The following is an 18,578-nucleotide window of genomic DNA, read 5'->3' on the forward strand; positions in this document are numbered from 1 at the left end:
CCGAAGCATCCTTGTCCTACGCAGAGAAGGGCAAATCGGTGTGATTCCCGACACGTCGACCGGCGTGTTTCGGTGCGACACGTCAACCTTTGGAGGGGATCGGGGGTCGGGTACTTGCGCGAACCGCCGCGCCCGTGTGGACTACGGCCACAGCCTCGGCATGGACGCCGGGCCGAATACTGGAGGTTATTCCCGTGAGCGCGACCGCGGACCCCGCGGACAAGTCCAACCCGGCGCACCGTCTCGGCTTCGAAGAAGGCCAGATCATCCAGGAGCTGGGGTACGACGAAGACACTGACCAGGACCTCCGCGAAGGCATCGAGGAGATCACCGGGACGGATCTCGTCGACGAGGACTACGACGACGTCGCCGACGCCGTCCTGCTGTGGCACCGCGACGACGACGGGGATCTCACCGACTCCCTCGTCGACGCCCTGGAATACCTTGCGGAGGGCGGCCTGATCTGGCTGCTGACGCCCAAGACCGGCCGGGACGGCCACATCGAGGCCTCGGACATCGCGGACGCGGCCAAGACCGCCGGTCTCTCGCAGACCAGCTCGATCGCGATCGCCAAGGACTGGGCGGCCACCCGCCTGGCCACCAAGGCCGCGAAGTCGGGCAAGCGCTGACCGCCCCCGGCGTCGCCGAACGCACCTGAGCACGGCCCGGCCGGGCCTCGCCGGAACTTCCTCCGGTGAGGCCCGGCCGCGTCCGTTTCCCGGCCGGGGGCGCCGGCGGGGGGTGTGCTCGGGGCCGTCACGGTCGCGCCGTCGGCCGGGGTCGGGGCCGCGGTCGCCGGGGTACCGGTGCGCCCGGGCGCGCGTTCGCCGAGGGCGAAAGCGGCTGGGTGCGGGGCCGGCGCCCTCACTCGTCCGGCGGAATCGGTCCGGGCGGATGGGAGGATGTGGCTCGCCGCGCCCGCCGCGCGGCACTGTCGCGTCAGAAAGGTCCCACCATGGCCATCGAGGTCGGCACCCAGGCTCCGGACTTCGAGCTGAAGAACCAGCACGGCGAGCTGGTCAAGCTCTCCGACTTCCGGGGCGAGAAGAACGTCGTCCTGGTCTTCTACCCGTTCTCCTTCACCGGCGTCTGCACCGGCGAGGTCTGCGCGATCCAGAACGAGCTGCCGCGGCTGCAGAACGACGACGTGCAGGTGCTCGGCGTCTCCAACGACTCGCCGTTCACCCAGCGCGTCTTCGCCGAGCAGCAGGGCCTGGAGTACCCGCTGCTGTCGGACTTCTGGCCGCACGGCGAGGTCTCCCGGGCGTACGGCGTCTTCGACGAGGAGAAGGGCTGCGCGGTGCGCGGCACCTTCGTGATCGACAAGGCCGGCGTGGTCCGCTGGAGCGTCGTCAACGACCTGCCGGACGCCCGCGACGAGCAGGAGTACCTGAAGGTCCTCGGCGCGCTCTGAGGCCCCCTGGACGCCCTGCGGGCCCGGTCCGGCCGAGATTCGAACAGCCACGCCGGGCCCGTTCCCCGTCCGGTACGGGAACCCGGCACTACGATCGGTCCGTTGGCTGGTCAGAGGCCCGGCGGCAACCGCCGGCCGGCGCCTTGAACCGCACCACGGGGGCACCGCGACGTGCCTCCCGAATCTTGGAGGACAAGTGGGTGTCAGCCTGAGCAAGGGCGGCAATGTCTCGCTCACCAAGGAGGCTCCCGGCCTGAGCGCCGTGGTCGTCGGCCTTGGCTGGGACGTCCGCACCACCACCGGTACGGACTTCGACCTGGACGCCAGTGCCCTGCTCTGCAACGACCAGGGCAGGGTCGACAAGGACGGAAACTTCGTCTTCTTCAACAACCTGAAGAGCCCCGAGGGCTCGGTCGAGCACACCGGTGACAACCTCACCGGTGAGGGCGAGGGCGACGACGAGGCCATCAAGGTCAACCTGGCGACCGTCCCGGCGGACGTACAGAAGATCGTCTTCCCGGTCTCGATCTACGACGCGGAGAACCGGACCCAGAACTTCGGCCAGGTCCGCAACGCGTTCATCCGCGTGGTGAACCAGGCCGACAACAAGGAGCTGGCCCGGTACGACCTCTCCGAGGACGCCTCGACCGAGACCGCGATGGTCTTCGGCGAGCTGTACCGCAACGGCGCCGAGTGGAAGTTCCGCGCCATCGGCCAGGGCTACGCCTCCGGTCTGCGCGGCATCGCCCAGGACTTCGGCGTCAACGTCTGAGTCGGGCGCGGGCCCTTCGTGGCCTGACGGAGCACCACCGGCCGGGGCGGCCGCGGACGCGAGGCGTCGGCGGCCGCCCCGGCTTCGTGCTGCCCCGGTGCACTGGAAGGATGGGAGTTCAGGAAGTTCAGCCGGCCAAAAGCGGCCGGACGGGGCCGCGGGGGAATACACCTGAGATGCGCCCCGGAGGCAAGGAGGAAGGACAGACATGAGTGTCACGCTCGCCAAGGGCGGCAATGTCTCGCTCACCAAGGCCGCACCGAACCTGACGCAGGTGCAGATCGGTCTGGGCTGGGACGCCCGCTCGACCACGGGTGCGCCGTTCGACCTCGACGCGAGCGCCCTGCTCTGCTCGGGCGGACGGGTGCTCGGCGACGAGTACTTCGTCTTCTACAACAACCTCAAGAGCCCCGAGGGCTCGGTCGAGCACACCGGTGACAACCTCACCGGTGAGGGCGAGGGCGACGACGAGGTCGTTCTGGTCAACCTGGAGCTGGTCCCGGTCCAGGTGGACAAGGTGGTCTTCGCGGTGTCGATCTACGACGCCGAGTCCCGGCTGCAGAACTTCGGCCAGGTGCGCAACGCGTACATCCGGGTGGTCAACTCGGTGGACCAGCAGGAGATCGCCCGTTACGACCTGACCGAGGACGCGTCCAGCGAGACCGCGATGATCTTCGGCGAGCTGTACCGCTACGCGGGGGAGTGGAAGTTCCGCGCGGTGGGCCAGGGGTACGCCTCCGGCCTGCGTGGCATTGCCCTCGATTTCGGCGTAAACGTACAGTAAAGGTCGGAAAATCGCATTCGACGAGCCCGTTCAACGATTAAAAGAACAGAGGGCAGTGCGGGGGTGACCTGACCGGGCCCGGCCCGGTCAGGGCGTCTCAGGACGACGCCGCACCCGTGGCACGCCCTGAGCCCGAAAGGTAATCAAATCCCGTGTTCCTCCGCACATTCGGCTGGTCATTCGCGATCACCGTCATCGGCCTGATCGCAGCCGGTCTGCTCTGGGGGGCAGAAGGATTCGGCATCGTGCTGATCCTCTCCATCCTGGAGATCTCCCTGTCGTTCGACAACGCGGTGGTCAACGCCACGGTGTTGAAGCGGATGAACCCGTACTGGCAGAAGATCTTCCTCACCGTCGGCGTGCTGATCGCCGTCTTCGGTATGCGGCTGGTCTTCCCGCTGCTGGTGGTCGGCCTCACCGCGCACCTCAACCCCGCGACGGTCGTCGACCTCGCGCTCAACTCGGACAAGACGTTCAACGGCTCCACGTACGGCCAGTACCTGGAGGCGGCCAACCCGGCCATCGCGGCCTTCGGTGGCGTCTTCCTGCTGATGATCTTCCTCGACTTCATCTTCGAGGAGAAGGACTACAACTGGCTGGCCTGGATCGAGCGCCCGCTGGAGAAGGTCGGCAAGCTGGAGGCCTTCTCGTCGGTCGTCGCGCTGGTCGCGCTCCTGCTGGCGGCCAACTTCTTCGCCGAGGAGCACGCCGAGACGGTGCTGCTCGCCGGCATCCTGGGCCTGGTCACCTACCTCGTCGTGAACGGCCTGTCCTCGATCTTCGAGTCGGGCCTGGAGGAAGAGGAGGAGAAGGAGGCGGAGGCCGAGAAGTCCGGGAAGTCCATCATCCAGGTGGGCGGCAAGGCCGCGTTCTTCCTCTTCCTCTACCTGGAGGTCCTGGACGCCTCGTTCTCCTTCGACGGTGTGGTCGGCGCGTTCGCCATCTCCAGTGACATCTTCATGATCACGCTGGGCCTCGGTATCGGCGCCATGTACATCCGTTCGCTGACCGTCTTCCTGGTCCGCAAGGGCACCCTGGACGACTACGTCTACCTGGAGCACGGCGCGCACTACGCGATCGGCGCGCTCTCGGCGATCCTGCTGGTCGGCATCAAGTACCACATCCCGGAGATCGTCACCGGCCTGATCGGTGTCGCCTTCATCGGTCTGGCGCTCGGCTCGTCGGTCCTGCGCAACCGCCGCGAGGCCGCCGAGGGCGGAGACGGTGGCGAGGAGCGGGAACTGGTGAGCGCCGGCAAGTAGCGGCCCTTCCGCCTTCCCCGGCAAGCACAACGGCCGCCCCCACATCCCCGGGGGCGGCCGTTGCGCGTTCTCGCGTCTGCGGAGTACGCGGAGTACTCGGTGGTTGAGCAGGGCGGGTCCGGGCCCGGCTCAGGCTCGCTGCGGGCTCGGGCCCGGACCAGACCCGGTGCCGGCGCTCAGCCGAGCTGCTGCTCGATGGCGCGCAGCTTGCGCTCCAGGGAGTCCAGCTTGGGCATCGACAGGGTGTCGTCGTCGGCCGTCAGGTCGATGGTCGAGCTGCGGTAGGACGAGGAGGAACCGGTGTAGGAGGAGTCGGCGGAGCCGGCCGAGGACGAACCGACGGCGGCGCGGGGCCGGCGGCCGGCGTCCAGGGCGCTCATGGACGCGGGCTCCAGCGACGAGGCGCCGGTCTGGGAGGTGCTGTCGGCGTCAGCGGCTAGGGCAGGCTCCGTAGCGCTCGGGCCGTCTCCGGCAGCGGTGAGCGCGGGCACCTGACGGCCGCCACGGGCCCGGGCGAGCATGCCGCCCTGGCGCGAGATGGCCTTGAGCTCGGCGCGCTCGCGCCGGTCGGCGCTCCGGGCGCGCAGCTTGGCGTCCATCTTCGCCTGGCGCTCCTCGCGCACCTCCTCGACCGCCTCGTCCAGGCTGCGGACGTTCTCCAGCAGCATCAGCGACCAGGCGGCGTAGGTCTCGCGGGGAGCCCGCATCCAGCGGACGATGCGGATCTGCGGCAGCGGGCGCGGGACGAGGCCCTGCTCGCGGAGGGCGGCCTTACGGGTCTGCTTCAGCGCCCGGTCGAACAGGATCGCGGCCGAGATCGACATACCGGAGAAGAACTCCGGGGCGCCGTCGTGCGACATGCCACGCGGGGCGTGCACCCAGTTGAACCAGGCCGAGGCGATCGCGAACACCCAGACCAGCAGGCGCGAGCCGAGGGCCGCGTCACCGTGGCTGGCCTCGCGCACGGCGAGCACCGAGCAGAACATCGCGGCGCCGTCCAGACCGAACGGGACGAGGTACTCCCAGCCGTTGGAGAGGCCCAGGTTCTCCTTGCCGAAGCCCACCAGACCGTGGAACGACAGTGCGGCCGCGACGCCGGCGCAGCAGAACAGCAGGACGTAGGAGGAGATCCCGTAGATCATCTCCTTGCGGCGGCGGCGGTCCTCGCTGCGCTCCCAGGAGTCACCCGACTCCTCGGCCTTGGTGTTCTTGAAGCGCAGGGTCGCCACCAGGATGGCGGTGAACAGCAGGGCTGCGCCGCCGACGACGGTCCAGACCAGCTGTATGGAGGTCAGGTTCATTGCGGGTCGGGCCTCGGGTTTCCGCAGGGGACAGGTCACAGTGCGACACAGGCGGTCAGGTTCGTGAAGAGGAACCGCGCCTGACGGTGCGTCGTCGCCGTCGGGCGAGCCCGCCGCGCCGGGGCGGGAGCGGACGGGACACCTGTGCGGCTAGACGATATCGCGTCCGAAGGGGCGGCATGTTACGGGAGGGGGGCTTGGCCCCGCCAATCGACCCGCCGGTGGCTCGAGATGGCCGCCCCGACGGCATCCCGGGAACGTGGATGGGTAGGGGAGTCGGGGTACCCGGCGGCCGGGCTGATGCCCGATCATGGAGCGGCGGACCGTCAGATCGACTGGCGGACCTTGGGAGGACGGGAATGGCCTCGATCTGGGAGTACCTGCGCGGGGAGCGGAACACTTTCGACCCGGGCGGGCAGCACAAGATCACGCTCACCAAGTCGACCCCGCACCACGCGATCACCGGGGCCGCCGCCACCACCGGCTACCTGTACGTCAATCTGCACTGGACCACGCGGATAGCGGCTTCGGGGCCGAGCGCCAGGGACATGGTCAAGCGCTGGTTCAGCCCGCGCATCCTCAGCCCGATGGAGCCGGACTCCCAGGCGGGCGGGCAGGTCAACGTCGACCTCGACCTGGCCTGCATGTACGAACTGGCCGACGGCAGCCGGGGAGTGGTGCAGCCGCTCGGTGGCTTCTTCGGGGACCTGCAGCACCCGCCGTACATCAAGCTCAGCGGCGACGACCAGTACGGGGCGCCGTCCGGCGAGACGATGTACGTCAACCTGGAGAAGAAGGACCAGTTCAAGCGGCTGCTCATCTTCGTCTACATCTACGACGGCACGCCCGCCTTCGAACAGGCCAACGCGGTCGTGACGATCGTGCCGCAGACCGGGCCGCGGATCGAGATCAAGCTGGAGGAGCGGGCGGCGGCCGCGCGGTCCTGTGCGGTGGTGCTGATCGAGAACGTCGGGGACAACCAGCTGACGGTGCGTCGCGAGGTGCGTTACGTGAACGGCTTCCAGGCGGACATCGACCGGCTGTACGGCTTCGGGATGCAGTGGCAGCGCGGCTACAAGGGCGGGGCGGGGGCGGAGTAGCGGCGGGCGGGGACGGGAGCCCCTGTCCGGCCGGGCAGGGGCTCGACAGACCCTAACGGGGCTGGAACTGCGGGCCCTGCGGCGGCAGCGCGAACTCCTCCCCGGCGGCCGGGGGCCGGGCGGGCGAGGGCTGCTGCGGTGGCTGGTGCTGGGGCGGCTGGGGCTGTGCGGTGCTGTTCGGCGGGTAGCCGTAGCCGTCGGCCTGCTGCTGCGGTGGGTAGCCGTAGCCGGGCGAGGAATGCTGCTGGGAGGTCTGCGGGGGCTGCTGGGGGTACCCGTAGCCGCCGCGCTGGTGCTGCGGCTGCTGCTGGGGCGACTGCTGGGGGTAGCCGTACCCGGGCTGTTGCGTCGGGGGCGCCGGGGGGACGGGCGGGGTGCTCGGCGGCAGGGTGGGCGGCGCCGGCGGCGGTGGGGGAGGGGGGACCGGTGCGGCGGTGACCGGTGCGACGGTGGGCGGCTGCGGCACCGGCGGCGTCAGGGTGTAGGTGCCGGGCTCGGCCCGCGAGGCCGGGTGCGGGTCCGGCAGGACACCGCGCGGGTCCGGGGCCGGGTCGGTGGTGGTGCGGGCGGTGGCGGCGTGCGCGGTCGGGTCGGCGGCCGTGCCCTGGGCGTCGCCCGCCTCGTCGTCGACGGTGATGCCGAAGTCGGTGGCCAGCCCGATCAGCCCGGAGGCGTAGCCCTGGCCGACCGCCCGGAACTTCCAGGCCCCGGCCCTGCGGTAGAGCTCGCCCGCGACCAGCGCGGTGACATCGTCGGCCTCGGGCATCGGGAACTCGGCGAGCGCGGGCGCGCCCTCGCCGGTGGCGGCGTCGAAGAGCAGCACGCGCAGCCCCGCCACCGCGCGGAACGAGCCGCCCTCGGAGGAGCCGGCCAGCACCACCCGGTCCACCTCGGCCGGCAGCTTGCCGAGCTCGACCTCCACGGTGTCGGTGATCTCGGCGCCCCCGCCGGTCTGCTGCTTCGGCAGGTGGCGCACCAGGCCGGAGGGGTGGCGCGGCTGGTTGTAGAAGACGAAGTCGGCATCGGAACGGACCCTGCCGTCGGGGCCCAGCAGCAGCGCGGACGCGTCCACGTCCGGTGCGCCGGACGTGGCGCTCCAGCGCAGCACGGCGCGGACCGCGGCCACCGGCAGTGCGATGTTGGCGCCCTTGGCCATCACGTGCGTCATAGCCGACCATCCTGCCTGTTCGCCACCCCTTCGGACAACGTGACCGAAGGAGGCGGAATGGTAGGGGACTTTGCCAACGCTTGCGCTTTGTGAAGTGGAGGGTAACCTTCCGAGAATTCGATGTTTCGGAACCGTATTCGACCGGAAGCCGTCCGTACGATGGGCGGCGGGAAGCCCCCGGGGGGTTCGGCGGGGGGTAATCAGCAGCGCGTGCCCGGGAACCACCGCGCCCGGTGGGCCGGTTAACCATGGTGTTGCCCCGCACCCGGAACGGGGCCCGACGGCCCGCACTCCGACCCCCGCACCCGAACACCTCGCTCCCCCGCCCGGACCGGCGGTCGCACACCCCTGAGGAGAGCACCATGCGCCATTTCGGCCACCTCGCCGACGACGTACGCGGCCGGCTCTTCCTCGAACAGCCCCGGTCCTTCTCCGCGGGGAGCGGGGCGGCCGTGCTCGCCACCGCCCTCGGCGCGACCCTCTACAGCCCCGCCACCAGGCCCACGCTGCGCTCCGACATCCGCAGGCAGGCCGCCCGGGGCGTGGTCTCGATGGTGCTCTGCCTGGAGGACGCGATCGCCGACCACGAGGTGACCGCCGCCGAGGCCAATCTGGTCGCGCAGCTCGGCGAGCTCCTCGGAGAGGTGTCCGGAGAGGCCTCCGGAAAGGCGTCCGGGGAACTCCCCGGAGGGGGCTCGGGGGAGCTCTCGGGCGGGTTCTCCGAAAAGGGTGCGGGCGGGGGCGAGGGCGCGGTTTTCGGGGGAGATTCCGGGGAGGTCTCCACGGATTGCACACATGACCTCCCGTTGCTCTTCATCAGAGTTCGCACGGCCTCCCAGATCACCGACCTCGCCGATCGACTCGGCCCGGCCGTCGGGCTGCTCACCGGGTTCGTCCTGCCGAAGTTCACCGAGGAGAGCGGCGGCGACTTCCTGGAGGCGCTGACCGCCGCCGAGACCGCCACCGGCCGGCGGCTGTTCGCCATGCCCGTCCTGGAGTCACCCGAGCTGGCCCACCTGGAGACCCGCCGCGAGCAGCTGTTCGGCATCGCCCGCCTGCTCGACAAGTACCGCGAGCGCGTCCTCGCCGTCCGCCTCGGCGTCACCGACCTGTGCTCCGCGTACGGGCTGCGCCGCTCGCCGGACCTCACCGCGTACGACGTCTCGCTGGTCGCGGCGGTGATCGGGGACGTGGTGAACGTGCTCGGCCGGGCCGACGGCACCGGGTTCACCGTCACCGGGCCGGTCTGGGAGTACTTCCCGGTCCAGGAGCGGATGTTCAAGCCGCAGCTGCGCCGCACCCCGTTCGCCGAGGCCGAGCCCTCCGGGGAGGCCGTGCGCCAGCGGATCATCGAGCACGACCTGGACGGGCTGATCCGCGAGATCGAACTCGACCGGGCCAACGGCCTGCTGGGCAAGACCTGCATTCACCCCAGCCACGTCCCCGCCGTGCACGCGCTCTCGGTGGTCACGCACGAGGAGTACTGCGACGCGCGGGACATCCTCGACCAGGAGCGCGGCGGGGGCGGGGTGCTGCGCTCGGCGTACACCAACAAGATGAACGAGGCCAAGCCGCACCGGGCCTGGGCGGAGCGGGTGTTGCTGCGGGCCGAGGTGTTCGGGGTGGCCCGGGAGGACGTCAGCTTCGCCGAACTGCTCTCGGCCTGCCTCTGTGGCTGAGGCCGTGGCCGGGTCGGGGGCATCTGGCCGGGCCCGTGGCCCGGCTGAGGCCGGGCGCTGATCGGCGGCGGGGGCCGGCCGGTATCCAAGGACAATCGCACCACCGAAAGCACCGAAAGCAGGGCCAGTAGTGACAGCACAGCACGTGTGGACCGGACGTTGGGTCGCCGACCGGGTCGGCGTCGGCCTGACCGGCTCCGACCGGCTCCCCGAACTGGTCGGCCTGGCCCTGCGGGAGAACAGGAAACGCGCCCACCTGCTGGTCTCCACCGTGCTCGGCAAGCACGTCCCGCAGCGGCCCTCCGTGGTCCACGGCGCCGGCCTGGACCTCGGCCGCCGGGTGCGCGAACTGCTGGGCGGGGAGACGGCCGCGCGCGCCGTCGTCCTCGGCTACGCCGAGACCGCCACCGGCCTCGGCCACAGTGTCGCCGACGGCCTGGACGCCCCGTACCTGCACTCCACCCGTCGCCCGGTGGCGGGCGTGGAGCCGGTCGGCGGCTTCGAGGAGGAGCACTCGCACGCCACCTCCCACCTGCTGCTGCCCGCAGACCCCCGGCTGCTCGCCGGGAACGGCCCGCTGGTCCTCGTCGACGACGAGTTCTCGACCGGCAACACCGTGCTCAACACCATCCGCGAACTGCACGCCCGCCACCCGCGCGAGCACTACGTCGTCGTCGCGCTGGTCGACCTGCGCGGCGAGGCCGACCAGCGGCGGCTCGCCGAAACCGCCGCCGAACTCGGCACCCGGATCGACCTGGTGGCCGCCGCCGGCGGAGGCGTCGACCTGCCCGCCGACATCCTGACGCGCGCCGAGCGGCTGATCGCCGAGGTCGGTCCGGCCCCCGCGCCGCCCCCGGCCACGCCCGCCCCGCTCGTCCGGATCGCCCTCGACTGGCCCGCCGGTCTGCCGGACGGCGGCCGGCACGGCTTCACCACCGCGCACCGCGCCCACCTGGACGCCGTGCTGCCGAGGCTGGCCGGGCAGCTGGCCGACGGGCTCGACGGGCTCGACGGGCTCGACGGGCTCGACAATGGCCGGGAGAACGGCCGGGTGCTCGTGCTCGGCTTCGAGGAGCTGATGTACGCCCCGCTGCGACTGGCCGGCGCGCTCGCGGACCGGCTCGGTGAGGAGCGGGTCCGCTACTCCACCACCACCCGCTCGCCCGTCCTCGCGGTGGACGACCCCGGCTACGCCATCCGCACCCGGCTGGCCTTCCCCGCCCACGACGACCCGCGCGACGACTCCCCGCGCGAGCGCTTCGCCTACAACGTCGCCCCCGGCGCCGACCCCGCCCGCCGGTTCGACGCGATCGTGCTGGTGGTGGACGACGTCGCCGACACGCCCGCCCTGTACGAGGGCGAGCGGGCGCTGCTGACCCAGCTGCGGCAGGTCACCGACCGGGTGGTGCTCGCCGTGCTGCCGTCCCACCGGCCGGGCGGTCCCGGGGCCACGGACCCCGGGCCGGTGGGCCGGGCCGTCGACCCGGCGCTGCCGCGTCCGCTGTACGGCCCCGCGTTCTCGTCCTACCGCCCCGACGAGGTGGCCTGGCTGCTCAAGGACCTCTCCGACGTCCCGCTGGAGGCCCCCACCGAGGAGCGCGAGGAGGCCGTGCAGAACGGCGGCGCGCACTACGCCGAGTCACTGCCGGTCGAGTACCAGCCCAGCCCCGAGTACCAGGAGCTGTTCCACCAGGCCCTGCGGGTCTCCGCCCGGCGGATCGCGCTCGCCGTCGGCACCGTCGCCGAGACCCTGCTGCGCGAGCGCGGCCGCGGCCTGGTACTCGCCTCGCTGGCCCGGGCCGGCACGCCCGTCGGCATCCTGATCCGCCGCTGGTACGCCTTCGCGCACGGTCTGGACACCCCGCACTACGCCGTCTCGATCATTCGCGGCCGGGGCATCGACCCCGTCGCCGTGCGCTACCTGGACGCCCACCACCACGCCCCCGACGTGGTGTTCCTCGACGGCTGGACCGGCAAGGGCGCGATCACCCGCGAACTCGCCGACGCCCTCGCCGGCACCGCGTTCAACCCCGGCCTGGCCGTCCTCGCCGACCCCGGCCGCTGCGTGCGCACCTACGGCACCCGGGACGACTTCCTCATCCCCTCCGCCTGCCTCAACTCGACGGTCTCCGGCCTGGTTTCGCGCACCGTGCTGCGCGGTGACCTCATCGGCCCCGACGACTTCCACGGAGCCAAGCACTACACCGAGCTGGCCGGCGGCGACGTCTCCGGGGCCTTCCTCGACACCGTCGCCGACCACTTCGCCGACGTCCGGGCGGAGGCCGTCGCGGCCGCGGACCTCCTGGTCGCCGAGGGCCGCCTCGGCATGGGGGACCGCGACCCCGACTGGGCCGGCTGGGCCGCCGTCGAGCGGATCAGCGCCGAGTACGGCATCGACAACGTCAACCTGGTCAAGCCGGGCGTCGGCGAGACCACCCGGGTCATGCTGCGCCGTGTCCCCTGGCGGGTCCTGGCCCGCCGCGGCAGCGGAGCCGACCTGGACCACGTCCGCCTGCTCGCCGCGCAGCGCGGCGTCCCGGTGGAGGAGGTCGACGATCTGCCGTACTCCTGCGTCGGCCTCATCCACCCCCGTTACAGTCGTGGAGCGACCGGTGCCGCCGGCACAGCCGTTCTGGTGAAGGAGTCCTGAGCCCGATGAGCCGTTTCCTGGTCGCCAGCGACCTCGACCGCACCCTGATCTACTCCAACCGCGCCCTCGCCCTGGACGTGCCCGACCGGCTCGCCCCGCGACTGCTCTCGGTGGAGGTGCACGACGGCAAGGCGCTCTCGTTCATGACCGAGCAGGCCGCCGAGCTGCTGGCCGAACTCGCCCGGGAGGCCGTCCTCGTCCCCGCCACCACCCGGACCAGGACGCAGTACGAACGCGTCAACCTGCCCGGCCCGACGCCAGGTTGGGTGCCGGCCTACGCGATCTGCAGCAACGGCGGCCAGCTGATCGTCGACGGCGTACCGGACGAGGACTGGCGCGCCGAGGTGGCCGGCCGGCTGGCCACCGCGTCGGTGCCGCTCGCCGAGGTCGTCGAGCACCTGGCGCTCTGCGCGGACCCGGAGTGGACGCACAAGCGCCGGGTCGCCGACGAGCTCTTCGCCTACCTGGTCGTCGAGCGCGCCGAGCTGCCGGCCGGCTGGCTCGACGAACTCACCGGCTGGTGCGCCGAACGCGGCTGGACGGTCTCGCTCCAGGGCCGCAAGGTGTACGCCGTCCCGGCGCCGCTGAGCAAGAGCGCGGCGCTCGCGGAGGTCGAGCGGCGGCTCGGTGGGGCGGTCGTGCTGGCGGCCGGCGACTCGCTGCTCGACGCGGACCTGCTGCTCGCCGCCGACGCCGCCTGGCGCCCCGGGCACGGCGAGCTCGCCGACAGCGGCTGGACGGCCCCCGGCGTCACCGCGCTCGACCAGGTCGGGGTGGCCGCCGGGGAGGAGATCGTCCGTCAGTTCCTGGGCCGGGTGCGGGGCGAGGTCGAGGCGGTGGCGGTCGGGTAGGCGGGGTCGGCTGTTCGGTGCCGGCTGTTCGTGGCTGGGGGTGCCCGGCGTGGCTAGCCGCAGCAGCCGCCGCCGCAGCAGCCGCCCCCGCCACCGGACGGCGCCTGCTGCGGGGCGCCGCCGGAGGCCGCGCCGGTGACGGCGACGGTCGACAGCAGTTTCACGGTGTCCTCGTGCCCCTGCGGGCAGACCGCCGGGTCGTTGGCCTGCGCCATCGCGCGGCGGAGTTCGAAGGTGGCGCCGCAGGAGCGGCAGCGGAAGTCGTAGCGTGGCATACCGGCAGCGTACCCAGCCCGCCGTCGGATGAGCCGTCCGAGGGGCGCGGATCCCGGCACGGCTCTCCGGCAGCCCCTCCGACGTCTTCTACGGTTCTCCGGTCGGGCTACCGCTGGCTGCCCAGGTCGCCCCGGATCAGCTCCACCACCCGCGCCGCCGACTCCCGCACCGCCGCGAGCTCGGTCAGGAAGTGCCAGTAGTCGGGGTGCCGCCCGGCCGCCTCCAGCGTGGCCACCGCCCGGTCCAGCCGCCCCACCGCGGCGTCCAGTGGACCGGCGTGCCGGGGGTCCGGAGCCTGCCGGCCCGCCATCGCGAGCCGCTGGGCGTCGCGGAGGGCGAACCTGGTCCGCTCGATCTCGCGGTTCGGGTCGTGCTGTACCTCGTTCAGCTGCCGCAGCCGCTCGTTGACGGCGACCACCGAGCCGTCCGCCGTGTCCAGCAGGGCGCGCACCGTACCGATCGCGCCCGTCGCGTCCGCCCAGCGCTGCTCATCGCGCGCCCGCGCCGCCTCCGCGAGCTTCTGCTCGGCCGCGCGCCCCGTCTCCGCCACCTGGTCCGGCACCCGCTGGAGGTCCTGCCAGCACGCCGTGCTGAACCGCCGGCGCAACTCGCTCAGCGCCGGCTCGACCGTGGCCGCCTTGGTCTCCAGCGCCTGGATCCGGGTCCGCAGACTGGCCACCCGCCGGTCGATCTCCCGTGCCCGCTCCGGCAACTGCCCCGCGTCCGCCGCGATCGCGTCCGCGCGCTCCTGCACGTTCTCGGCGCGCTGCAGCGTCGCCGCCACCCCGTGCCGGGCCGCGCCCTCGTTCAGCCGCCCCAGCTCCGGCGCCAGCTCCGCCAGCCGCGTCGCCAGATCGTCCGCCCGCAGCCCGGCCCCGCGCACCGCCTCCAGCGCGGTGGTCGCGGCGAGCAGTGAACGCTTCGCCTGCTCCACCGCCGGGGTCACCCGCATCAGCTGCGACTCGGCGTGCTGCAGCACCGGCTGCAGCCGCTCCAGGAAGGCGTTCAGCTCCGCCTGCGCCGAGCCCAGCTGCCCCTTCACGTCCTCCAACTGGTGCCGCGCCCGGGCCGCCGCACCCGCCTCCAGCTCCTCCGCGTCCAGATCGTGCGCGTCCAGCGCCGCCAGGTAGTTCACGGTCACCTGGTCGATCCGGCCGGAGATCGCCTCGAAGTCCGCCGTCGCCCGTCGCGCCGTCGCACCGTCCTCCGCCGCGCGCACCGTCTCCACCGCCAGCCGCACGTCGCGCTGCGTCGAGTCCAGCTCGTAGAAAGCCTGTTGCGCCGCGTCCCGGGCCGCCTTGGCGTCCGCCCGCATGCTCTCGCCGCCGCGCCGCCCCCACCAGCCGCCGCCGGCCCCGAACGACGCCGCCCCGGCAGCCCCCAGCGCACCCGCGACCACCAACGGCAGCACCAGCGCCTCGACCGCCGCACTCCCCAGCCGCCGCCCTCGCCCGCTCCCGTCGGCCACTCTCACTGCGCGCTCCCTGCTCCGACCGCTGATCCGCCACCCATTCTTCCCGATCACCCCGCCCCACCGGCACCCCACCCGTCCCACTCCCCGACCACCTGCACGACACCACCCCCCGGACCAGGTACCCTAGGCAGTCGTCGTGCCCCCACCAGGCCGCGACAGGGGGCGCGTAGCTCAGTGGTAGAGCGCTGCTCTTACAAAGCAGATGTCGGCGGTTCGAAACCGTCCGCGCCCACCAGTCCTTGGGGCCAGTTCAAGAGGAATGATCCTCCCGAACTGGCCCTTGATCCTTGCGGTCGACGTTCACGATCTTGTCGCCGACCCACACAGGGGCGCCGGGGCGGCGCTTTGAGTTGCTCGCCCCCCAGACCGCGGAGCGTGCAGGAGTCGCCGAGGTGCTGCCGGGATACCTTGGCAGCCAGGCGGACGAGCAACTACGAATTCAAGGACGCGTGTTGCGCGCCAGGGCGCCAGCCTTGCTGCTCGCCTCGCACCCCGTCTTCGCCCGGGGGCGGGTGGCGGCCGGTCGCGCCAAGCGCCGGACCGGAAGGGATGGGTACAGGCCTCTACCGGCTGTGGCTGGCGACGGGTGGCCTTACGGTCTTACCCACATCCCTGTCCGGGACCCGCGTTGAGCAAGAACGGGGGCAACTCGGTCAGATCGCGGGCAAGCGAGGAGCCTGCCCGATTCGCGGGGCAGTTCGCGGTCCCCGATCATGCTTGGTCCCAGACCAGGCAAGGCGCCGGCTAAAATCGCTCCCCCGCCCTTGAATCGGAGTAGGGATCTAGATATTTACGCGATTTACTTGGGGAATTCCCTGGGCCTCTGGAACGAGAGCCTCAAGTTCCGAGCTGACCAAGATCTTCCGCTTTTTGAGCGAGCTGATGAATTGAGTTGAATTGTGTCGAAGAATTACCCCAAGGACCTTGTCGATAGGCGTCAAGGAGAAGGCGGAAATTAGATCCGTGTTGGATTCAGCAAGGTCGATCCACTGGCTCACGGTGAGGCCAGAAATTTTGAGAAGGCCTTCGACTGTGATTGCGAACCTGCGAAGATCTGTTGGTAGCTGACCTTCACTCCAAATTTCCTGCGCTGCAGCGATGATCTGATTGCGCGAGTCGAATAGTGGGTATGAAGGGTCCTCATTAACCTTTGCAAGGTCAGCTAGGTTTGCCAAGACATCGTCAACTATCTCAAGGAGCCCGCGAAGCCTGCTATCTAGGCGATGTTCTCGCCATGAGAAGCGTGCACCCTTGTAGATTACGTCGTGTGTTGACTCCTGCAGGGCATGCTGGATATAGGTTGTGAACTGCAGTTCAACCTTTATATTGCCGAGCTCGGGGCGTCGCTCAGAATAATCCTCGGGAAATCCGACGATAAGGTGAGGTTGTTGGTATCTGAAGTCTTCCGGTTTGCCGGCCTCTGTATTCTTTTCCTCCCTAACTGGGAATGTCTTTCGGCACCTGTCGATGGCGTTAGAGACCTGATCTGGATGAAGGAATACCGCGCGGGCGGCAATAAGGTCGTCCAGGTCTCGAAGCTGTGACGATTCACCCTTCTGAAGCTTCTCATATACGGAAGCAGCAGCCTTTACCCGGACCTGAATAACCACCGGACTTAGGTCTGATAGCTCCGCTTCCAGGCGGGAGAGGAAGTATTTCCTGCCTACTTCAAGCTCTGAGGCGATATTGTCGTAGAGGCCTCGAAATGATGCCGGTATTGTCGTCGACATTGCTACCTCTGCAAAGCTTCGATGAGGTAGCTCGAGCGCAATTCTCGGTTCGACTTCTTGTTTGACCCTTGAACTGCTGCGACGCGATAAGAATTCGATCGCCTAGTCTCCTGGGCCTCGACCTCTGCGGCGAACTCGCTTAGGCGGGTAGCTGCCAACTTCACATCGGGCAGATTTCCATCCCGGTGCATCGTCGTTACTGCAGCCCAGAGGGAGTAGAAGTCTGCTACGTTTGAAAACCGGGTTTGCTTAAGCGGAAAAATATCATCAAGACTCTTCAGGTAATCCTGAACCGAGAAGAATCGAACGTCTGCATCGCGCTCGTCTTTAATCTCTCGGTCGTATCCGGCGTAGATTTCGTCAAGGTAATCTTTGCCCTCTTGGATTCCATCCAAGGAAACTACATACAGCTCCGATACATACTCGACATCCTGCATTCTGCGAATTCGAGCTGGCGTAACAAGGCCGACCTGAACCCAGAAGGGGTGTTCGGCGAGTTGCTCAACCTTTTTGATGAACTCGCCTTCAAACTTGGCGTGTCTCAACTCTTGCTTGTTTAGGCGAGCGACGTTCCGGTTGAGCCTATCGAAAGCCTGGTTGAGTTCACCCGGGGAGGCGTTCTTGATCTGCTCGACCGTGAATATGTATTCCAGGATCTGAAGCTTTACCGGTTGGGGGAGTTCTGAAAAATACATCCCGCCCAGGCCGATGTCGTCGAGAGTGTCAGGCGTTGCGAATTCATCTCTCTGAAACTCGAACAGCGCCGAAAGTCGCTGCTTGCCGTCGATAACTCGATACAAGGTTGGCTTGTCCACAAAGACGTCAACCTGTAGAAATATGGTTGGCGCCGGGTAATTGCGAATAAGTGAATCGATGAAGAATTGTTTGAAGGAGAGGTTCCAGACGCTTCGCCGCTGGTATGGAGGGTCGAGGTCGAGGCGACCTGCCGAGTGCAGGTCAAGAAACCATCCTGCAGACTGCATGCCCGTGCTACGCGTCAGGCTGTGCTGTGTCGTCATGGCACTATCTCTCACAGTTATATGATCAACATTGAGGTCTGGGTAGTCTAGGCCCTTCTGGCCATGAACCACATCCCAAGCGAGAAATTTGGCACGCTGATCGCCAAGTTGTGGGTGGCGAAGCCTGCAGGGCGGAGTCCGGTGCTGGCTCTCGTGTGGTCACAGGGCGTCCTCTATGGTTGCTAGATCGAGCCGTACGTGGCGGTGAGTCGTCGCCGGCGGCGAGGAGACGGCGCAGTGGGCGTGGGCCGCCCGCAGGTTAGGGCAGGTACGCCGACAGTTGCTGTGTAAAGGGGTTCCCCTGCTCCACCCCGGGAGAATGTGGTCGCAACTCCGCAGCTAGCGTGCAAGTCTGACGTGCAGTCGATGTCACCGTCGCCGTGGTAATCCTTCGTATCCCGCTCCTGCGTAGCATCGGGTTCTCACCGACCTGGCGGTCTTCTTCGCTCTGGTGATGGATGGCAGCAGTGCAACAGCGAGTAGCCGAAGCGTGCTTGTAGGTCGGAGCCGCGTTCTCCTTCTCGGAGTGGCAGGTGACCAGGGTGGCGTCGATGTCCAGGACCAGGCCTGGCAGTTCACGTCCGCCGGCGTGGGCGACAGGGATGCCGTCGCGGGTCTCGCCGGCTTGCAGCCAGGCGGTCTTGCGGGCGGCGGCGCGGCCCGCGCGCAGCGCTGCGAGTGCGGCAAGGTCGATGCCAGCCAGTAGTCGCCAGGCGGTCGGGGTGGAGGCAACCGGTCCGAAGACTTCGGGCTGGTCACGTAGGAGGGGCAGGTCGGCGATCGCTTCGCCGCCGTCGGCGAGCATCACCGCCAGATCGGCGGCGATCCGGCCCGGTTCGTGGCCGGTGCCGCGCGGACGAAGCCGACGCAGGGCGTCGTTGAAGGCCTATGTGAGGCCGGTGGCATCGGCGAGGTCGGCCAGCAGGCGCGACCTGGCGTGGCTGCCGACCCCGCGCCCGTTGGTGGAGACGATGAGCCGGGGACGTGACCCGGTAGTGTGCACGTAGAAAGTGCCTTCCTGCTGGGCTGACGGAGACCTTAGACAGGCCTCATCGTCCCAGTTCAGAAGGCACTTTCGCGTTCCTGGCCATGATCCGG

General features: G+C 69.5%; 15 protein-coding genes, 1 tRNA gene and 1 pseudogene. 10 read left to right on the forward strand and 7 right to left on the reverse strand.

Annotated features, from left to right (window positions below; genetic code table 11):
* Positions 1-194: 194 nt before the first annotated feature.
* The 5 genes from ACIO5D_RS17805 (at position 195) to ACIO5D_RS17825 (ending at position 4,232) form a co-directional block, all read left to right on the forward strand.
* On the forward strand, positions 195-629 hold the full coding sequence (locus ACIO5D_RS17805) for a DUF3052 domain-containing protein (RefSeq protein WP_363607122.1): 435 nt from the start codon (positions 195-197) through the stop codon (positions 627-629).
* Positions 630-955: 326 nt separating this feature from the next.
* Positions 956-1,414 carry a peroxiredoxin gene (locus ACIO5D_RS17810; RefSeq protein ID WP_363607120.1) on the forward strand — a complete coding sequence of 153 codons (459 nt, stop codon included), beginning with the start codon at positions 956-958 and terminating at the stop codon, positions 1,412-1,414.
* A 196-nt stretch (positions 1,415-1,610) separates the two neighbouring features.
* Positions 1,611-2,186 carry a TerD family protein gene (locus ACIO5D_RS17815; protein WP_363607118.1) on the forward strand — a complete coding sequence of 192 codons (576 nt, stop codon included), beginning with the start codon at positions 1,611-1,613 and terminating at the stop codon, positions 2,184-2,186.
* Positions 2,187-2,394: 208 nt separating this feature from the next.
* Positions 2,395-2,970, forward strand: coding sequence for a TerD family protein (locus tag ACIO5D_RS17820; protein ID WP_363607116.1), 576 nt, complete (start codon positions 2,395-2,397; stop codon positions 2,968-2,970).
* A gap of 152 nt (positions 2,971-3,122) precedes the next feature.
* Positions 3,123-4,232, forward strand: coding sequence for a DUF475 domain-containing protein (locus tag ACIO5D_RS17825; protein ID WP_363607114.1), 1,110 nt, complete (start codon positions 3,123-3,125; stop codon positions 4,230-4,232).
* A gap of 176 nt (positions 4,233-4,408) precedes the next feature.
* On the opposite strand, the gene ACIO5D_RS17830 is transcribed toward ACIO5D_RS17825, so the two are convergent.
* Positions 4,409-5,533: a DUF2637 domain-containing protein gene (locus ACIO5D_RS17830; RefSeq protein WP_363607113.1), complete on the reverse strand. Its 1,125-nt coding sequence runs from the start codon at positions 5,531-5,533 to the stop codon at positions 4,409-4,411.
* Positions 5,534-5,892: 359 nt separating this feature from the next.
* Between ACIO5D_RS17830 and ACIO5D_RS17835 the strand changes: the two genes are divergently transcribed.
* On the forward strand, positions 5,893-6,633 hold the full coding sequence (locus ACIO5D_RS17835; RefSeq protein WP_363607111.1) for a Tellurium resistance: 741 nt from the start codon (positions 5,893-5,895) through the stop codon (positions 6,631-6,633).
* Positions 6,634-6,685: 52 nt separating this feature from the next.
* Here the strand turns inward: ACIO5D_RS17835 and ACIO5D_RS17840 are convergent, their stop codons facing one another.
* The gene (locus tag ACIO5D_RS17840) at positions 6,686-7,801 is read right to left on the reverse strand and encodes a TerD family protein (RefSeq protein ID WP_400796185.1); all 1,116 of its coding nucleotides are present in this window, start codon (positions 7,799-7,801) and stop codon (positions 6,686-6,688) included.
* Positions 7,802-8,163: 362 nt separating this feature from the next.
* Between ACIO5D_RS17840 and ACIO5D_RS17845 the strand changes: the two genes are divergently transcribed.
* The 3 genes from ACIO5D_RS17845 (at position 8,164) to ACIO5D_RS17855 (ending at position 12,981) form a co-directional block, all read left to right on the forward strand.
* Positions 8,164-9,480, forward strand: a complete 1,317-nt coding sequence (locus tag ACIO5D_RS17845) for an HpcH/HpaI aldolase/citrate lyase family protein (RefSeq protein ID WP_363607109.1) — start codon at positions 8,164-8,166, stop codon at positions 9,478-9,480.
* Positions 9,481-9,610: 130 nt separating this feature from the next.
* Positions 9,611-12,130, forward strand: a complete 2,520-nt coding sequence (locus ACIO5D_RS17850) for a phosphoribosyltransferase (protein ID WP_400796188.1) — start codon at positions 9,611-9,613, stop codon at positions 12,128-12,130.
* A 5-nt stretch (positions 12,131-12,135) separates the two neighbouring features.
* Positions 12,136-12,981, forward strand: a complete 846-nt coding sequence (locus ACIO5D_RS17855) for an HAD family hydrolase (protein ID WP_363607106.1) — start codon at positions 12,136-12,138, stop codon at positions 12,979-12,981.
* A gap of 53 nt (positions 12,982-13,034) precedes the next feature.
* On the opposite strand, the gene ACIO5D_RS17860 is transcribed toward ACIO5D_RS17855, so the two are convergent.
* Positions 13,035-13,256: a zinc ribbon domain-containing protein gene (locus tag ACIO5D_RS17860; protein WP_363607104.1), complete on the reverse strand. Its 222-nt coding sequence runs from the start codon at positions 13,254-13,256 to the stop codon at positions 13,035-13,037.
* 107 nt (positions 13,257-13,363) lie between these two features.
* Positions 13,364-14,725: a hypothetical protein gene (locus ACIO5D_RS17865; RefSeq protein WP_400759109.1), complete on the reverse strand. Its 1,362-nt coding sequence runs from the start codon at positions 14,723-14,725 to the stop codon at positions 13,364-13,366.
* Between the two features lie 166 nt (positions 14,726-14,891).
* On the opposite strand from ACIO5D_RS17865, the gene ACIO5D_RS17870 reads away from it, so the two are divergent.
* Positions 14,892-14,966: transfer RNA gene (locus tag ACIO5D_RS17870), tRNA-Val, on the forward strand.
* A 547-nt stretch (positions 14,967-15,513) separates the two neighbouring features.
* Here the strand turns inward: ACIO5D_RS17870 and ACIO5D_RS17875 are convergent.
* The 3 genes and pseudogenes from ACIO5D_RS17875 to ACIO5D_RS17885 form a co-directional block, all read right to left on the reverse strand.
* The gene (locus ACIO5D_RS17875) at positions 15,514-16,461 is read right to left on the reverse strand and encodes a hypothetical protein (protein ID WP_400652142.1); all 948 of its coding nucleotides are present in this window, start codon (positions 16,459-16,461) and stop codon (positions 15,514-15,516) included.
* A gap of 2 nt (positions 16,462-16,463) precedes the next feature.
* On the reverse strand, positions 16,464-17,480 hold the full coding sequence (locus ACIO5D_RS17880) for a DUF262 domain-containing protein (protein WP_400652145.1): 1,017 nt from the start codon (positions 17,478-17,480) through the stop codon (positions 16,464-16,466).
* Positions 17,481-17,973: 493 nt separating this feature from the next.
* Positions 17,974-18,546: pseudogene (locus tag ACIO5D_RS17885) on the reverse strand (transposase); the annotation flags it as partial.
* Between the last annotated feature and the right edge of the window lie 32 nt (positions 18,547-18,578).

Source organism: Kitasatospora sp. NPDC087315 (assembly GCF_044744345.1).
Classification (GTDB): Bacteria; Actinomycetota; Actinomycetes; order Streptomycetales; family Streptomycetaceae; genus Kitasatospora.

Coding starts and splice junctions, on each gene's coding strand:
- ACIO5D_RS17810 (WP_363607120.1), top strand. CDS start 956: ATGGCCATCGAGGTCGGCACCCAGGCTCCGGACTTCGAGCTGAAGAAC.
- ACIO5D_RS17820 (WP_363607116.1), top strand. CDS start 2,395: ATGAGTGTCACGCTCGCCAAGGGCGGCAATGTCTCGCTCACCAAGGCC.
- ACIO5D_RS17830 (WP_363607113.1), bottom strand. CDS start 5,533: ATGAACCTGACCTCCATACAGCTGGTCTGGACCGTCGTCGGCGGCGCA.
- ACIO5D_RS17835 (WP_363607111.1), top strand. CDS start 5,893: ATGGCCTCGATCTGGGAGTACCTGCGCGGGGAGCGGAACACTTTCGAC.
- ACIO5D_RS17840 (WP_400796185.1), bottom strand. CDS start 7,801: ATGACGCACGTGATGGCCAAGGGCGCCAACATCGCACTGCCGGTGGCC.
- ACIO5D_RS17845 (WP_363607109.1), top strand. CDS start 8,164: ATGCGCCATTTCGGCCACCTCGCCGACGACGTACGCGGCCGGCTCTTC.
- ACIO5D_RS17855 (WP_363607106.1), top strand. CDS start 12,136: ATGAGCCGTTTCCTGGTCGCCAGCGACCTCGACCGCACCCTGATCTAC.
- ACIO5D_RS17860 (WP_363607104.1), bottom strand. CDS start 13,256: ATGCCACGCTACGACTTCCGCTGCCGCTCCTGCGGCGCCACCTTCGAA.
- ACIO5D_RS17875 (WP_400652142.1), bottom strand. CDS start 16,461: ATGTCGACGACAATACCGGCATCATTTCGAGGCCTCTACGACAATATC.
- ACIO5D_RS17880 (WP_400652145.1), bottom strand. CDS start 17,480: ATGACGACACAGCACAGCCTGACGCGTAGCACGGGCATGCAGTCTGCA.